At 71.7% G+C, this 15,494-nt stretch carries 15 protein-coding genes and 2 pseudogenes; 6 read left to right on the top strand and 11 right to left on the bottom strand.

Annotated elements, in window-relative coordinates:
* Nucleotides 1–9 precede the first annotated feature (9 nt).
* The 3 genes from C8E97_RS21100 to C8E97_RS21090 are packed head-to-tail and all read left to right on the top strand — an operon-like array spanning nt 10 to nt 2,206.
* Complete coding sequence (locus tag C8E97_RS21100; protein ID WP_121007247.1) at nt 10–585, top strand: DUF6875 domain-containing protein; 576 nt, start codon at nt 10–12, stop codon at nt 583–585.
* Nucleotides 576–1,388 carry an alpha/beta hydrolase gene (locus tag C8E97_RS21095; RefSeq protein WP_121007246.1) on the top strand — a complete coding sequence of 271 codons (813 nt, stop codon included), beginning with the start codon at nt 576–578 and terminating at the stop codon, nt 1,386–1,388. The genes C8E97_RS21100 and C8E97_RS21095 overlap by 10 nt, the downstream gene beginning before the upstream one ends.
* The gene (locus tag C8E97_RS21090) at nt 1,385–2,206 is read left to right on the top strand and encodes a tryptophan 2,3-dioxygenase (protein ID WP_121007245.1); all 822 of its coding nucleotides are present in this window, start codon (nt 1,385–1,387) and stop codon (nt 2,204–2,206) included. Before C8E97_RS21095 ends, C8E97_RS21090 begins: the two co-directional genes overlap by 4 nt.
* A gap of 612 nt (nt 2,207–2,818) precedes the next feature.
* Here C8E97_RS21090 and C8E97_RS21085 read toward each other — a convergent pair.
* Nucleotides 2,819–2,968 (bottom strand): annotated as a pseudogene (locus C8E97_RS21085) (RNA polymerase sigma factor); the annotation flags it as partial.
* Here C8E97_RS21085 and C8E97_RS36700 point away from each other — a divergent pair.
* The gene (locus C8E97_RS36700) at nt 2,943–3,212 is read left to right on the top strand and encodes a hypothetical protein (RefSeq protein WP_211347320.1); all 270 of its coding nucleotides are present in this window, start codon (nt 2,943–2,945) and stop codon (nt 3,210–3,212) included. The pseudogene C8E97_RS21085 and the gene C8E97_RS36700 overlap by 26 nt on opposite strands.
* 692 nt (nt 3,213–3,904) lie before the next feature.
* On the opposite strand, the gene C8E97_RS21075 is transcribed toward C8E97_RS36700, so the two are convergent.
* From C8E97_RS21075 to C8E97_RS21035, 10 genes are all read right to left on the bottom strand, one after another.
* Complete coding sequence (locus C8E97_RS21075; RefSeq protein ID WP_121007244.1) at nt 3,905–4,234, bottom strand: DUF7716 domain-containing protein; 330 nt, start codon at nt 4,232–4,234, stop codon at nt 3,905–3,907.
* Nucleotides 4,231–6,264 (bottom strand): RHS repeat-associated core domain-containing protein, encoded by a 2,034-nt coding sequence (locus C8E97_RS21070; protein ID WP_121007243.1) that lies wholly within the window; start codon nt 6,262–6,264, stop codon nt 4,231–4,233. Before C8E97_RS21070 ends, C8E97_RS21075 begins: the two co-directional genes overlap by 4 nt.
* Before the next feature lie 356 nt (nt 6,265–6,620).
* Complete coding sequence (locus tag C8E97_RS21065) at nt 6,621–6,956, bottom strand: hypothetical protein (protein ID WP_121007242.1); 336 nt, start codon at nt 6,954–6,956, stop codon at nt 6,621–6,623.
* Nucleotides 6,957–7,030: 74 nt separating this feature from the next.
* A complete protein-coding gene (locus C8E97_RS21060) occupies nt 7,031–7,798 on the bottom strand; it encodes a Bax inhibitor-1/YccA family protein (RefSeq protein WP_121007241.1) in 768 nt (255 codons plus the stop codon).
* 49 nt (nt 7,799–7,847) lie between these two features.
* Nucleotides 7,848–9,200 carry a hypothetical protein gene (locus C8E97_RS21055; protein WP_121007240.1) on the bottom strand — a complete coding sequence of 451 codons (1,353 nt, stop codon included), beginning with the start codon at nt 9,198–9,200 and terminating at the stop codon, nt 7,848–7,850.
* Nucleotides 9,200–11,722, bottom strand: coding sequence for a hypothetical protein (locus tag C8E97_RS21050; protein WP_121007239.1), 2,523 nt, complete (start codon nt 11,720–11,722; stop codon nt 9,200–9,202). Before C8E97_RS21050 ends, C8E97_RS21055 begins: the two co-directional genes overlap by 1 nt.
* Before the next feature lie 15 nt (nt 11,723–11,737).
* Complete coding sequence (locus C8E97_RS21045) at nt 11,738–13,165, bottom strand: SUMF1/EgtB/PvdO family nonheme iron enzyme (RefSeq protein ID WP_121007238.1); 1,428 nt, start codon at nt 13,163–13,165, stop codon at nt 11,738–11,740.
* Complete coding sequence (locus C8E97_RS21040) at nt 13,152–13,592, bottom strand: hypothetical protein (RefSeq protein WP_211347103.1); 441 nt, start codon at nt 13,590–13,592, stop codon at nt 13,152–13,154. Before C8E97_RS21040 ends, C8E97_RS21045 begins: the two co-directional genes overlap by 14 nt.
* A 46-nt stretch (nt 13,593–13,638) precedes the next feature.
* On the bottom strand, nt 13,639–13,911 hold the full coding sequence (locus C8E97_RS34125) for a hypothetical protein (protein ID WP_147455188.1): 273 nt from the start codon (nt 13,909–13,911) through the stop codon (nt 13,639–13,641).
* Complete coding sequence (locus tag C8E97_RS21035) at nt 13,908–14,294, bottom strand: transposase (RefSeq protein ID WP_121007236.1); 387 nt, start codon at nt 14,292–14,294, stop codon at nt 13,908–13,910. Before C8E97_RS21035 ends, C8E97_RS34125 begins: the two co-directional genes overlap by 4 nt.
* Here C8E97_RS21035 and C8E97_RS36860 point away from each other — a divergent pair.
* Both C8E97_RS36860 and C8E97_RS36855 read left to right on the top strand, forming a co-directional pair.
* Nucleotides 14,275–14,382, top strand: a pseudogene (locus tag C8E97_RS36860) (hypothetical protein); the annotation flags it as partial. The gene C8E97_RS21035 and the pseudogene C8E97_RS36860 overlap by 20 nt on opposite strands.
* Nucleotides 14,383–14,567: 185 nt before the next feature.
* Nucleotides 14,568–15,314 (top strand): hypothetical protein, encoded by a 747-nt coding sequence (locus C8E97_RS36855; protein ID WP_425470671.1) that lies wholly within the window; start codon nt 14,568–14,570, stop codon nt 15,312–15,314.
* The last annotated feature ends 180 nt before the right edge of the window (nt 15,315–15,494 follow it).

The raw sequence follows: 15,494 nt of genomic DNA, 5'->3' as shown, positions 1-15,494 counted from the left end.
CCCGACGCAGTGCACAGCGTGGACCGGTGGGTCGAGGAATACCTGACCAAGCCGCACCCGGGTATCGGCCGGGCAGGGGCGGTGTGCCCGTTCGTCGGCCCGGCCCGCTCGGCGGGGACCCTGGTCGTGCAGCGGTGGCCGGTCCGCCCCGACGCGGGCGAGGCCGAGTTGACCGCCGTGATCCGCGAGATGACCGAGGCGTTCCACGCGCATCGCTGGACGACCGACAACCAGGTCCTGCACACCCTGGTCGTCATCCTCGACGGTCTCACCGACTGGCCGGCCCTGGACCGGGTGCAGGCCGCGGCCAAGACCGAACTGGTCAAGCAGGGCCTCATGCTGGGCCAGTTCCACCCGCTCTGCGACGAGCGCGCCGCCCGCAACCCCGGCTTCCCGGTCTCCTGCTCCCCGATCCCCCTGCTGGCCCTGCGGCACATGGCCTACCACGACATCCTGTTCCTGCACGAGGACCCGGAGTGGTTCACCGAGTACCGCACCCGCTTCGGCGACCGGTACGACCCGGAGCACCGCGTCGACCCCCTGTTCGCCGCCCTCTACGCGGAAGCCGCCGCCCGGTGGCCGTGACCTGGCACGACCTGCCGCGGGCCGAGCTGGAGCGCGAGTACTCACCCAGCTCCCTGGTCCCCAGCCTGGACGCGGAACTGGAGCGCTACGCCCGGGAGAGTGCTCGCGCCCGAGCCCACCTGCCCTGGTGCGACCTGGGCGGGACCGACTTCTTCCCGGCCGGCCCCGGCTCACCGCTGCTGATCTTCATCCATGGCGGGTACTGGCAGCAGCTCGACCGGTCCGATGCGTCCTTCCCGGCCCTGGGCCTGGTGCCGCAGGGCATCTCCTACGCCGCCGTCGGCTACGGCCTGGCCCCCGCGCACCGGATGGACGAGATCGTCACGGCGGTGCGCCGCTCCGTCACCCGGCTGTGCGCGCAGGCCGCCTCCCTGGGCTGCCCACCCGGCGCCCTGGTCCTGGCGGGCGGCTCGGCCGGCGCGCACCTGGCCGCGATGTGCCTGCTCACCGAGCGCCTGCCACTGCGCGGCGCGGTGCTGCTCAGCGGCATCTACGACCTGGAACCCCTCCTGCACACCTACGTCAACGACGCGATCGGCATGGACCGGGAGGAAGCGCTGCGCAACAGCCCGATCAGGTACCTCCCGGCCCGCGTCCCACCCGTGGTGCTGGCCCGAGGCGAGCACGAGACGGCGGAGTTCGCCCGCCAGCACCACGACTTCCACCGGGCCCTGCGCGGCAACCGGGTGACCGGGCTACTCGTCCGCGGGCGCAACCACTTCGACCTCTGCTTCGACCTGGCCGACCCCACCACTGCCCTGGGCGCGTCGGTGACCGCACTCCTCGAGGTGACCCCGACATGAACGCAGACACCGGCCCTCTCCTGGACTTCGGCGGCAGGACGCCGTACCTCGACTACCAGAGCATCGACACCCTCCTGTCCCTCCAGCACCCCCGCTCCACCGAACCCGCCGAGCTGAGCTTCTACGTCGTGGGCCAGGTCAAGGAGTTGCTGTTCAAGCTGCTGTACGAGGAGTCCTGCCGAGCGCGGGCCTTGCTGGACCAGGACGAGCCGGGCCGCGCCACCCGGGTCCTGCACCGCGTCCGCAAGGTGGTGGACCTGCTGGTGTCCTGTTGGGACGTGCTGAGCACCCTGACCCCGCAGGAGTTCAACGCCTTCCGGGAACACCTGGGGCAGGCGTCCGGCGTCCAGTCCTACATGTACCGCATGGTGGAGTACGTGCTGGGCAACAAGAACCCGGCCCTGGCCCGCCCCCACGACCAACCGGCCGAGGTGGCCGAAGCCGTGCGATCCGCCCTGCGCTCCCCGAGCCTGTACGACGCCGCAGTGGCCCTCCTGGCCCGCCGAGGTGCGCCCGTCCCCACCGACATCCTGACCCGCGACCCGGCCGTCCCCCACGCTCCCAGCCCGGCCGTCGAACAGGCGTGGCGGGCCGTGTACGCCGACGCCCCGCCCGAGGCGGAGCTCCCGCGCCTGGGTGAGGCCCTGATGGACCTGGCCGAGGGCATGAGCCGCTGGCGCGCCCTGCACCTGCTGACGGTGGAGCGGATCATCGGCACCAAACCCGGCACCGGCGGCACCTGCGGCGCCTCCTGGCTGCGCCGGGTCAACGAACACCGGTTCTTCCCGGAGCTGTGGGCCGCCCGAACCCTCCTCTGAGCGGACCACGGCCGACGCACAGCTCCCGCCAAGGGGCAGCACGGCCGCTACGCCGACACGGTGCGCGAAACCCCGGCCGTGACCGGCGGCGAACTGCTGCCTGGCCGAAGCCGTCGCCGGCCACGGAGCCGACTACGCCCGAGCCCGCGCGATCAGCCAGGTCAAGCTCGTCTCGCTGGTGATGGCCACGGGTTCGCCCGACGAAGCGGCCGCGCTTGGTCACACGGACGTGAGCTGTGCACGCGGCGGCGACGGCAGCCGGTCTGGACGCGCGCGGCACGGAATCGCTCCGCGTTGGAGAGAACGCTCTCGGCGACAGCCCAGGCGCGAGTCCAGCTTCAGTGCCCAAGCTTGAAGTCCCGATCTTCGGCCCGGCGAAGTATTCGCTCTCGGGTGACTTCGATGCGCTGGTCGCGGTCGACGACGGTCGGCCGCTGGTTCTGGAGGTGCGGAAGACGTGAGCACTTGATCTCGGCCGGACGGGCCTGAACCGGCAACACTCGAGCGGCCGTTTCCACTCGAGTCCGCCGACCAGGCCCGTCACGACCGGGACCTCCGCACCCTTGCCGGCATTCAGCCAAACGCCTTGACTCGCAGGGAATTTGTGGCGAGAGCCGGCCACCGGTCGACGGCGGTCGCGAACGCCTCGGCCGCCGCCTCCTCGGCCCCGTCGAGGTCGCCGAGGCGCTTGGCCAGCGCGGCGATCACCCGCGCTCACTCCTCGAGGTGGGCGCGGGTGATCGCCGCGTCGACCCCGTTCATCCACTACCGAGATCGGGTTGTGGCCCTGATCCGTGCCCCACGAGTTGAAACCCCAGGAGCCGGCGAAGATGTCGTAGGTCCGCCGGCCGAACAGGAAGGCGTCGGCACGCCGGAAGACCCCGCCGACGAACGCCTCGGCCTCGTCGTCGAACAGCGGCAAGGCCCACCCGCCGAGCCCCTGTACCACCCCGTCGAGCGAGACGTGCGTGATGGTCGTCAGCTTCGTCGACTGTTCCTCTCGTAGGCGGCCCTCGTCCCTCCTACGAACGGCAGTGCCCCGATCCGACACCGTCCCCGGACCTCCGGTCGGCGGGCCTGACGGGGAGCGTCGACTTCAACCGGTTCAACACGGCTCCCTGGCGGCAGGGGTGTCGGTCGCCCTGGCGTCGGAGGAGCGTGGACGAACAGGCAGCGCGGAGGTCCGGAGGAGTGGGGAAGCATGTCCCTGTCAGGACTGGAGATTCCGTTCGAGGTCCGCATGTCCCCATTCGTGGAGCAGGCGCGCGAGCACGGTATCCGCTGGGCGCGGCGAGTGGGAATGGTGCAGGGCGCCGGAACGGATCGGCGGGTACGAGCTTCCGGAGGAGATCAAGTGCTGTCCTCATCCGCGGTTGATGAGGGAGATCATCGCTCGCACGACGTGGATCAGCAATGACCTGCACTCATTCGAGAAAGAGGCGAACGCCGGCAACCGGACGGACGACCTAGTTTCGTCGTCAGCCGCGCGCTGGACATCTACGGCGAGGCGGTCGAGCGGTACGTCGAAGGGCTCAAGGGGAGTCTGGCGGGTTACGACGCCTGGGGCAACATGTCCTTCCGCTACCAGCGGACCGATTTCACCCCCGGTGCCGTGCTCGCACACCTCGAAGACCTGACCGGTGCGACGGAACTGTCGTCGGAACACCGCTGACCCCGCTCGCCCCGTGTGCCGAGCGGTCAGTCGATGGTGAGGTAGGCGTCGTGGTCGACGTAGTGCTCGACGGCGCGCACGATCAGGTCGAGGTCCGGGTCGGCGGTCTGCCGGCGCAGGTTGCCCAGGACGCCCTGCACCTCGTCCTTGCCGAGCACCGTGTGCCAGCCCCGCTCCCCGGCCTCGGGCGGGACGTCCTCGTCCTCGCCCAGTTCCGTGGCGTCGACCACCAGGCAGGGGTCGGCCGGGGTCGTTGGCCCGTCGCCGAAGCAGACCAGGTCGTCGGGGCCGAGCCGGGGCAGGGCTTCGACCACCTCGCCCCAGGTGGTGAGCCACGGGCGCTCGTCGGTGCTCATCGGCGTCGTCCGCCTCCCCAGTTCTCCATGCCGCCCCGGCCGTTCGGGTGCAGCGACCCCTGCACCGGTCCGGCGGCGGTGTGGTGCTCGTACGGGATGAGCTGCAGCACGCCGGGCCGGGTGGGGTGGTGGTGCCATGTTAGCGGTGGGTCGCCGCCGTCGACGCCGGGTATCGGGCCGCGGCGCGGGAAGCCGCCGCGCGGGCCGGGTGCGACGCCGTCGACGATGCCGGGGTAGAGCTGCTCCATCGAGCGGGCGAAGGCGGGGTCGGACTGGAACGCCGCGTGCAGCTGCCGGTTGGCCTCGCTGAAGTGGTGGTTGGCGCTGCGGCCCGGAAAGTGGGACGAGTCGAGTTCGGCCTCGTAGGCGACGGAGTAGTGCGGGCTGTTCGACGGCCGGGGCGGCGGGGTGGTGCAGGTGGTGGTGAGGCCGAGCGGGTCGACGCGGTGCATCGGGTTGTCGACGTAGCCGTCGAGGTTGGGCCCGCCGGTGAGCCCGAGGGGGTCGACGCTGGCGTACCGGCCGGCCAACGGGTCGTAATAGCGCTGGAAGTTGTAGTGCAGCCCCGTTTCCGGGTCGTGGTACTGGCCGGGGAACCGCAGCGGGGTCGGTCCGTCGCCCGCGCCCCACAGACCGCGCGACGAGCGCCAAATGACGTCGCCGCGCGCGTCGAGGAGTTCGGCCGGAGCGCCGACGAGGTCGGTGATGATCGAGTGGAACTCCCGGTCGATCCAGTGCTGGTCGGCGTCCAGCGCCCGGCGGAGCTGGGTGGCGGGGCGGTGGCTCGCCGGTTCGTAGTCCCAGCTCGTCGCGACGCCCGGGGCGTCGACCTGCTCGGCCAGCGCGGTGCCGTCCCAGGTGAAGTCGGTGCGGGCGAACGCGGTCTCGCCGTCGGGCGCCAACCGCTCCTTCGCGATCCGCCGCCCCAGCGGGTCGTACCGGTAGCGCCACGTGGTGCCGTCCGGGGTGGTGACGCCGATCAGCCGGTCTTCGGCGTTCCACCGGTACCGCCACGTCAGGAACTTGCCCGAGAGGGTCTTGCGGCGGCGCAGCACCACCCGGCCCTGGGCGTCGCGCTGGTGGTGGACGTCGGCGACGCCGACCACCGCACCGGCCCGGTCATAGGTGTGGCGCTCGACCCGGTCGGTGCCGGTGACCGCGGTGATCCGCCCGGCCGCGTCCAGGTCGAAGCGCCGTCCACCGGTGCGGGGGTCCTCGATTGAGTGCAGGCGGCCGTCGCGCCGGTACCGGTAGTGGCGCGTGCCGGTGGAGCCGGGGGTCTGCGCGACGAGCCGGTGTGCGGCGTCCCAGGTCTGGGTGAGGACGGGTCGCGTGCCGAGCACGCGTTCGACCTCGTCGCCGACCGGGTCGTGCCGGAAGGCGAGCGTGTGCCCGGCGGTGCGCAGGGTGGTCGGCTGGTGCGCGCCGTTGTAGGTCCACGCGCTCTCGGCCCCGGTCGGGGTGCGTCGGTGGGTTCGTCGCCCGGCCAGGTCGTAGGCCGAGGACAGGGTGCGGCCGTTGACCGTTTCGGCGGTCACCCGGCCCATCGCGTCGTGCTCGAACCTCACGTCGGCGTGGGCGTTGACCGCGCGGGTCATCCGGCCGACCGCGTCGAACGTGAACGACGTCGTCTCGTCGGGCGTGCGCTGCTCGACGACGTTGCCGCGCGCGTCGCGGACGTAGTCGACGGTTTCCCCCGCGCCGTTGGTGCGCCGCACGAGCCGGCCCGCGGCATCGTAGTCGTAGCGCAGCTCGCGCCCGGTGAAGTCCTTCTCCCGCACCAGGTTCCCCGCCGGGTCGTAGTCGTAGCGCCACACCCGCCCCAGCGGGTTGGTGACCGCCACCAGGCGCAGACGCTGTGGCCGAGGCGCGTGCACTCGCACCGACAGCGGCTCGCCGTCCTGGGTGCGAAGGCCACGGCCGCGCACCTCGGCGGCGACCTCCTCGGCGGCCTGGCGGACGGCGCCGCGGAGGCCGTCGCTGCGGAGGGCTTCGGCGATGCCGTCGTGATCGAGTTCGATGCGGGTCACGGCGTTTCACCTCCGTGCGCTGCCTGAGTTTCAGCCCGGATGACGCGAGCACTGTGCAGACGGCGCCTCCGCGTCGCGTTGCCAACTGGCGTCGAGGAGTTCCCGGGTCGACGATCTCGGAGATGAACGCGGCGTCGTAGCCGCCTGAGCCGGGACGCAGGTGCTGGAGATCGGGGTGTAGGTCGGCCTGCTCCGTCGCCGCCTGGATCGCTGACGCGGAGACGCTGCTCAACGCCGCCCCATCGGTGCAAGGTTTGGTTACCACAGACCTGTTGGGCGTATACGCCTGGTCCAGGGCGGCTTCCGAGGCGAACAGGTGGCGTGGCACCGCGGCGTACGCCTCCACCACCGCGTGGCTATGCAACGCCTTGAGCGCCCGCAACTCGTCGATCGTTCCTCGGCACACGCGGTACGTGCCGGGCGAGTTCGGCGTTCTGCGGGTGCTCGGATTCCCACGCGCTGCCGCCGGCACCGAGCGCGGCGGGGACGGCGTCCAGAAGCGTGGTCAACGTCCGTTCGGGCGCGTACCTGACGAGTCGGCCCAGTGCGCGTGCAACCGCGCTGTCGGCCTTGCCGAACGTCTTCGCCAGGCCGACGGCCTCCGCAAGCACCTCGAACGACTCCATCGTCCGGTTCTCCACCGCGCCCGGCGGCCTGTGCTGCGGCCAGGTCCCGAACTTCCTGCTCGTCAAGCATCCGACCTTGCCCGCCTGACCAGCGTCGTGCCGGTGGTCGGACCTGACCGACGGCCAGCGTCCTGCGCCCGCTACACCCGCGCGGTCGTCAGCAGCCACAAAAGCTCGGTGTAGAGCCAGATGAGCGTCATCACCAGACCGAACGCCAGGTACCATGCCCACGACGCGGGCACGCCGTCCCTGATCATCCGGTCGGCCGCGTCGAAGCTGAGCAGGAAGCTGAACGCGGCGAGGCAGATCGACAGCAGGCAGAACAAGATTCCCATGAAACCGATGTGACGCACCCCGAGGTCCACGCCGACGACGAGCCCGAGCATGACGTCCACGAGCACTGTAAGCAGGAACCCGACCAGTACCACGATGAGCCACTTCACGCGCCGGGTCGTCAGCCGTACCAGCCTCAGCTTGTAGACGGCGAGCATGATGACGAACACCGAAGTGGTGGCGATCACCGCCTGCCCGGCCACGCCGGGCGCGACCGCCTCGGACACGCGCGTCATCGTGCCGAGCACGACACCCTGCGCCACGGCGTAGAGCACGGCGAGGACGGCGCTGTCCCTCGGTCGGAACGTGAGGTAGACGGCCAGCCCGAGGGCCAGCGGCAGCGCCACGGCGACCGGAACCCACGTGCGGACCTGGAGGGTCACGACCGCCGACGCCACCGTCGCGCCGAGCACGAAGGCGGTTTTGGTGACGACGTCGTCGGTGGTCAGGCCGCGGCCGCGGCCGATCTGCCGGTACGCCGGGTGCCGGGTCGGCGGTCGCTTCCGGGGCTTGGCGGAGGCGGTGGGGGCGGGGGTCAGCAGGCTGCGGATCGGGGGGTTGGTCGTGGTGCGCACGGTCGCCTCCGTCGTGGGGTGTCGGTGGGGTGCGGCTGTGCCCGGCCGCTCAGGTCACCTCCTCGACCCGGCGGTCGCCGGCGCTGTCGCGCAGCGCCCGGTTGACCTCGCCCACATCGCCGAAGCCGGTGTCGTGGGCGGGTGGCTCGGCGAACGGCAGCGCGGTCTCGAGGTGGTCACGCCACGGCGCGGGGACGCTGATCGGGCGGCGGATGCCGGTGAGCAGGACGGCCTGGATCGCCTCGGCGCCGTGCTGGTGCAGGGCCAGTCGCAGCCTGCCTCGCAAGCCGTGGTGCTGGGCGACCCTGGTGTTGAGCAGGCGCTCGCCGACCGACGAGCCGATCTGCGACAGGTCCGAGGTCCGCAGCTGGAGGATCTTGGCGCGGACGGGCTGGTGCGCGTCCCGAGGCAGGCCGCGGCAGCGCAGCACGACCTGCGGGCCGGTGTGCCCCTCCACCTCACACGTGACGTCGAAGGCGACGCGCCGCTTGAAGACGCCGAACGAGATCTCGTTCTCGATGCCGAAACCCTTGGCGGGCAGCGGGTCCCCGACCACCGGCGGCGGTTCGGAGTAGGCGCCCTGGAGCAGTTCGGCGAGCGAGGTGGCCCCGGTGAACAGGCGGTGCAGGCCGATCGCGACCGCGTTCTGCTCGTAGAGCTGCAACCACGCGGGCAGGCGGCTCACGCTCGCCAGGTCCGGCGCCAGCAGCGCGGCTTCCTCGGCGCGGGACAGTGCGTCGTCGCGCAGCTGCTCGGCGAGCAGACCGATGCGGCGGCGCAGCTCGATCAGGGCGAGGCTGTCGAACCGGGCCGAGTCGTGGACCTCGGTGCGCGGGCCGTCGACCTCGTCGAGGACGGCGGCGAGGACCTGCGCGGGTCTGGCGTCGGCGGGCCAGCCCCGGTAGCGGGCGTGCGCGGTGAGGCAGCGGACGGCGTGCGCGGTGAGCCAGCCGTGGCGCTCGACGAACCAGCCCCAGTCGCCGGAGGACAGGGCGTGCGCGGCGGCGAGCCGGGGCAGGCGCGGGATCAGCTCCATCAGCATGCGCTCCGCGTCCCTGATGGTGCGACGGTTGCTGCCGGAGTCGCGCAGCGCCCACTCCAGGCGCTCGGGGTCCAGCAGCGTCTCGTGCACGTCGGGCACCGGGCAGCGGAGCACTTCGGCGAGCGCCGCGATGGACCTGGTGGTGAGCAGCGCCCGCAGGTGCTGCTGGGTGAGGGCGGCGGGCAGTGGGGGCGGGGTGAACTCGGTGCGGATGCGGGCGGCCAGCTCCGCCCACTCCTCCGCGGCGCGCCCGGCGGAGGCGAGGTGGCGCAGCAGATCGGAGCGTGCCATGCCACCGACCGCCGCGCGGGCTCGCTCCGAGGACTTGACCAGCGCCATGACGTACAACTCGTGCTCCATCAGGCTCCCGTCCTGCCGCCGTACTTCGGCGGCTCCTCGCCGGTCAGCACCTCCAGCAGGCTGTCGGCCTCGTTGCGCACCCCGCCGACGTAGGGGCCGACCAGGATGTCCTCCACGGCCTTGCCGAGCTTGACCAGCGCGGTGTCGACCGCTTCCTCGTCCTCGGGCAGTTCTTCGCCTGCCTGTTCGAGCTGCCGGGCCAGGCGGGCGGCCTCCACGGCGCCGCGGAACAGCCACACGGCGCGCTCCCGGTCGGTGGTGCTCGCGCGCATCCTGGGGATGCCGTGGAACAGCCTGCGAATGCCGCGGTCGAGGTCCACGTCCGGCAGGGTCGCCAGCCACCCGGTGGTGTAAGTCGCGTCCAAGTGCATGGCTTCGTCCAGGGCCCGCAGGGCGGCGGCGGGCACGCCGGGCATCTGGCTGCCCAGCATGCCGGGGATGTCCGCCGTGACCAGGTCGGCGGCCGCGCACTCGACGACCGCCCGCAGCAGCCAGGCGCGAGCTTCCCAGTGGGGGTCGGCGCGGACCTCGTCCAGGCTCTGCCTAGCGGTGACGAACGCGGACGCGCGCATGGCCTTGCGGGCGCGGTCCATGCCCTCACCCAGCGACATGGCTTGCGTGGCGTGGCGCAACTCGTCCTCGATGGCCTCGGCTTCGGCCGCGCCGGGCTCCTCGGGTTGCAGCTCCTCGGTCATGCGCCGCGCGATGTGGCGTGGGTGGGCGCGCAGGGCGTCGAGGAACGCCGCGTTGAACGCCTTCTCGTCGGTGGCAAGGTCCTCGCCGAGTCGGGCCAGCTCCGCCCAGGCCCTCTCCGCGAGAGTTCGCGCCTCGGGCGTGTCGGCCTCGTCGTGCTCGGGCACCGCGTGGTCCGTGGTGTCGCGCACCACCAGCACGCGACGCTGCGCGTCCGCCAGCACCGCCGACAGGTGCTCGTCGACGACGGAGTAGGGCTGCACGAACAGCGCGGCCTCGTCGCCCTCGACCGAGGGCAGGTAGCGGGTGAGGAAGGCGGTGTGGCGGGTGAACACGTCGGCGGGGTCGATGCCCTGGGCCCGCAGCGCTCGGCGCCACTCGTAGCGCAGCATCGGCGCGACCTGGTCGCGCCACCGCAGGAACGCCGCCTCCGTGGCCGGACTCTCGTCGGGCACCACGTCGCGCACCACCGCGTCCAGGAAGCGGCTTGCGGCGAGCTGCCGGGCGGGCGCGTGGGGCTTGCCCGCCGCCGCGTCGAGGTTGGCGACCACCTCGTTGAGCCGCTTGCGCCAGATCTCGCGGCTCTTGACCAGCTGCGGGACGTTGGTGGCGTAGTACACCTCGACGTCGATCTCCTCCTGCTCGGCGAGCTTGATCACCGTGCCGGTCAGCTCGTCGAACTTCTCGACCAGCAGCACCGTGGGGTCCCATTTGAGCGCGCGCTCCTCCTTGGTCGCGCGCTCGTAGGACTTGAGGTCCGCGGTGAGCCACTTGATGTCGGCCTCGATGCGGTCGCGGCGGAGCTTGGCGTCCAGGGTCAGCCGCCGGGCCAGCACCCGCTGGTGCGCCTCCTCCAGGTCCCGGTACGCCTGGCTGCTGAGCAGGTCCGAGTGCAGCACGACGTGGGCGCTCGCGCCGGGTCCGCCGGACCTGGTGGTGCGCAGGTAGGGCAGCAGGGCCGCCACTCCCCCGGTCGCACCGTCGACGCGGGCGGGCCGCAGGAACGCCTTGAGCGGGTGATCGGCCGCCCGGTCGGCCAATTCGCGGACGGTCTGGCTGAACGCGGCGACGTCGGACCGGCGCACCTCGACCACCTCGACCAGGTTCGTCTCGCGCTCCAGCGCGCGCAGGCCGTTGACCAGTTCCCGCACCAGGCCGCGCGCGGTCGGCATGGCGCTGTCCAGCACCGCGGCGCGCCGGGCGTCGAACACCGACGGCAGCCTGACAGCGGAGTTCCGACCGGCCAGCCCAGCCGAGACGTGGGTCAACCCGACGCCGATGAAGTCCTCGACCTGGGGTCCGGAGGACGGGTCGACCAGGCCGTTGATGCGCAGGGAGGTCATCAGCGCCGACTGCACCACCTGCTGGCGGATCTCCGGCAGGCCCTCGCCGACGGCCAGCACCTCGACCGGGCCCTGGTCGTCGACCACGGCCCAGACCCGCACCAGGCTGCCCGGCAGCGCGGCGCGGACCTGTCGGGCCAGCGCCGCCCGTGGCCCCCAGGACAGCGCCTCGGGCATGAGCGGTCCGCACTCGTCGGGGTCCTCGGCGCGGCCCAGGAGCGCAGCGAGCGGCTCATCCGGGTCCGGCACCGGCACGTCCAGGCCGAGCGCCTTGGCGTGGAGCAGTAGCGCCAGGTCCTCGTCAGGGTCGTCGAACAGCGGCACGTCGGCCGCTCGCTGCCGCCAGTACTGCCACAGCCCCGAGACGACCGGCAGCTGCACCGCGGGCCGGGTGTCGCGGAACGCCTGCTTGACCCGCTCGACCTCCTCCGGCTCCCAGGCATACGGGACCTTGAGGAACAACTCTTCGAACACGCCTTCGGCCATTCCTGGACCTCTCCCTCAACAGGCGCAGCGGAAGCCGGTGTCCGCGCGGCAGGGCGCGTCCGGTGGGAGCGGGATCTCGTCGAGCAGGCGGCCGGCGGGAGCGTCGAACGCGCCGCCCCTCAGCACGGGGCGACCCGCTCCGTCGACGCAGATCTCCCACACGTTGCCCAGCAGATCGGTCACCCCGTACGGGTTCGCCTCGAAGTCGCCGACGTCCGACGGTTCGACGGACGTGCCGCGGAAGCCGACCCGGCCGGACCGGACGTCCTCGGCGGGCCAGTCGCCGTCGCGACCGGCGGCCGCCGCGCGCTCCCACTCGTCGACGCGCGGGAGCCGCAGCGGCAGGCCGAGCCGGCGCCCGGCCCACGCCGCGTACGCGGCGGCGGCGCCGGGGGTCACCGCGACGACCGGGCGGTGCCCGCGGCCGGGGGCGATGTCGAGGCCGTCCCAGCACCGCAGGTAGTCCCGTGCGGCGGGGTCGCACCGCACGGCGTCCGGGCGCCAGCGCTCGTTGCCGTCGTCGAGCAGGAACGCGCGGAACTGGCCGTTGGTGACCAGGTGGCGGCCCAGGTGGAACAGGGCCTTCCCCGTCGGCGGGACGGGCAGCAGATCCGGCAGGGATCCGGGGCGCACCGCGACGGGTGTTGGCAGGGTGGGCGCCTCGGTGCGGCTCTCGCGCGGCTCCCGGACGTGTTGGACGACGGGTCGTGCGGTGGGCGCGGGCGAGGACCGCGCGACGGGCACGCTGCCGCTGCCGCGCCACTGCTCGTCGGCGAACGGCACCCTGCGGTCCGTGGCGGCGAGGTCGCAGATGTACCGAGCGACATCGTGGGCGGTGATGAGGCCGTCGTTGTCGGTGTCCAGCGCGGCGTGCCGCAGCGCCGCCACGAAGGCCGCGGTGAACGGGCTCAGCTCGTCGGGACCGGGAGCATCGGGGACGAGGGGGTTACCGGAGCGCCGGGTCGCGGCCAGCACGTACTGACGGTCGCCGTGGGCGGCGGTGAAGCGGTCGGCGTAGCAGCAGTCCAGCACGATGACCTTGAGCAGCGCCGGCGAGTTGAACGCGATCTTGCGCAGCTGGTCGCCGGTGACCCTGGGTGTGCTCAAGGACTTGCCGCTGTCGGTGTCGCGTGCGCAGAGGTAGAAGTCACCGTGCACGTCGACTCGGCCGTGGCCGCTGTAGTAGAGGAGCAGGCAGTCGTCGGGCTCGGCATCGGTGAAGAACCGGTCGACGCCGTCGAGCACCGCTTGCGCGGTCGCGTCCTTGAGGGGCGGTTCGCAGCGGAACAGCCCCGTTCCGGGTGTCGACAGCGCCTCGCACACGGCGTCGACGTCGTTCAACGGGCCATTCAGGCGGCCGAGCCTGTGGGGGTCCTCCGGGAAGTGCGCGTTGCCGACCGCCAAGGCTTTGAAAGCGGTCGGTCGGAGATCACCGGGTCTCATCCCGACGCTCGACTTCCGCCCCGGCCCCCAGTTCGGAGCGGAGCAGCTCCAGGCTGGCCTCGACCCCGCGCCCGCCGGTGCCGTCGAGCGCTACCTTGTGCCCGTCGCGCTCGATCTGCAAGGAAACCTTGCGCCCAGCGTCGATCTTCGCCCACTCGCGGATCACCCAGGCCGCCGACCTGATGACCTGCGCGGAGGCCAGCACGATGGCGGAGACCTCCATCAACCCCTTGGTACCGGCCGGTTCGGGCGGCGGCTCCAGAAGGTCGGGCTCAACGCGCAGCACCAGATCGCCGCCGTCACCCCCGCCCCCCGCTACGGCCCGCAACTGCTCGACAAGATCGTCCACCTGCCTCAACCACGCGGGGTGGTGGGAGGCGTACCTGCTGCTGGTCACGCGCAGCACCCCGACGACCGACTCTGCCAAGTCTCCCCCTTATTGCGGACGAGAACGCTTTCCCCGGTTCAGCATATCAACAGCGAATCAACACAAAAGGAAGTCGAGCGGAAACAGAAAATTCCGATAGACGGGGAATAGCGGTCGTTCGAGGCGCACCCGGACCGATCGAGACCACCACCGCGCCGCCGAACACTGCGGCAGCCAAGGACACACCGGTCGCCCGTGACGTGGCGAAGGCGGCGAACCGCCGGTTCGGGTGGACGCCGACACCAGGGGCGTCGCCGACCTCCGAGGGCAGTGCCTGAACGGCGTGGCGGGCGGCGTCGAGGTCCAGGCGCGTGCTCACGGCTGGGCTCCCGCGTACGCGGTCGAGCCGTCCCTGCACACGACCTCGACTCCCGGATGCGTCCGCAGCCAATCGGCCACCACCTCGGCGCCGCGTCCAGGCAGGACGTCGATCCGGGTGCCGGTGTCGGCGTCGATCACCACGGTGGCGTAGTCGTGACATCTGCGCAGGGCGAAATCGTCGATTCCCAGCACTCGTGGCGTCCCATGATCCGGTAACGGGATGCGTAGCAGGACCCGCACGGCGGCGTCCCGCCCGACCGCGATCCCGATCGCCGGCAGCAACCGGGTGGAGGCCCGGCCGGCGGGCACGGACGCGGAGCGCGACGGGCGTCGGGTCGATTTCGGCTGGTCGCTGCGTACGGTGGTGGAGATCCTGGGCAATCCGCGCTACACCGGTCGTCAGGTGTGGAATCGCACGAGCGCCGACCGTGCCACCCGCTCGCCGAGCGGGCGTCGGACGAGCGTGCGCAACGAGCAGCACGCCTGGGCGATCTCGACCAGCATCGCCCACACGCCGTTGGTATCCGACAGGACTTCGTCACCGCCCAGACCATCCAGGCCACTAGGAACAGCACCCGCCGGGCCGACACCGACGGCGGCGAGCGCATCTACCTGTTCGCGGGCCGACTCCAGTGCGGGTTGTGCGGGCGGAAGATGGACTCGCACCGTTCCCACGGTCGGGCCGCGTACCGTTGCCGTCACGGTAACACCAGCGCCCGTACCCGACCGGAAGGTGCGCCGGGCAACCTCTATCTGCGCGAGGACCACCTGCTCGGCCGCATCGCCGAACACCTCACCGCCGTGGGCATCGCCGACAACCCCGGCACGGAGCAGGCTGCACACCTGGTCGACGAACTCGACCTCGTCTTCCGCTGCGACGTCGCCGGGGTCGCTCTGCTCGACCGCGGGAACAGCGGGCAAGCGCGCACACCACGCAGGCACCTGGCACAGCAGCCCATCCATGACAGGCCCCGGACCGAAGATCGTGGAAAAGCAGGCGAACAACTCCTACTGACCATGAGTTACGCGACGGCCTCGGCGGCGGATCAGCCCGACGCGCCCGCAGACCAAGTCGAGGCACCGGCTCACACAATTCGCTCCCCGCACCAGCCTCTCTGGAGACCGATCCGCCCGGCAGCAGCACCCCAGCGTCGGCACCGGCAGACCGGGTTTCACGTCGCCCTCCGCACCACCCGGTCGCGGGACGCATCCCAGGCCGGAGGTGTTGCGTACCCGCCGCGGGGCGAGCACGGCGGTGACAGCAGTCGACAGGTTGTGGGACGAGCTGGACGCCGCCCGCTGCTCCTACCGTCCCACCGGCGAACACCCCACGGGCAGCGATCACCAGCTAGGCTCGCACTGATGTCGGAAAACACAACGCCCCACGAGCACCCCAGGTGACCTGGAAATATCTCGCGGGGCGAATTATGTGTCCGAGAGGTTCGCTCGTCCACTTGAAATTGGGAGATATCCCACCACCTTCGACAGGTGGTGGTCCATGAGCACACCCTACCAGCTACAACGACTCTACCACACGCGTGGAAATTTCCCACTCCAGCTTTCGCTCAGCGAAACAGGCGG

Origin of the sequence: Saccharothrix australiensis (assembly GCF_003634935.1) — a bacterium.
In the GTDB taxonomy this organism is placed as follows: Bacteria; Actinomycetota; Actinomycetes; order Mycobacteriales; family Pseudonocardiaceae; genus Actinosynnema; species Actinosynnema australiense.
Note: the sequence above shows the minus strand (reverse complement) of the source record. Positions and strands in the feature narration are given on the sequence as shown.

What these genes read in the sequence shown, in the direction of transcription:
- C8E97_RS21090 (WP_121007245.1), top strand. Translation starts at nt 1,385, where the DNA reads ATGAACGCAGACACCGGCCCTCTCCTGGACTTCGGCGGCAGGACGCCG.
- C8E97_RS21075 (WP_121007244.1), bottom strand. Translation starts at nt 4,234, where the DNA reads ATGAGCACCGACGAGCGCCCGTGGCTCACCACCTGGGGCGAGGTGGTC.
- C8E97_RS21055 (WP_121007240.1), bottom strand. Translation starts at nt 9,200, where the DNA reads ATGGAGCACGAGTTGTACGTCATGGCGCTGGTCAAGTCCTCGGAGCGA.
- C8E97_RS21050 (WP_121007239.1), bottom strand. Translation starts at nt 11,722, where the DNA reads ATGGCCGAAGGCGTGTTCGAAGAGTTGTTCCTCAAGGTCCCGTATGCC.
- C8E97_RS21045 (WP_121007238.1), bottom strand. Translation starts at nt 13,165, where the DNA reads ATGAGACCCGGTGATCTCCGACCGACCGCTTTCAAAGCCTTGGCGGTC.
- C8E97_RS36855 (WP_425470671.1), top strand. Translation starts at nt 14,568, where the DNA reads ATGGACTCGCACCGTTCCCACGGTCGGGCCGCGTACCGTTGCCGTCAC.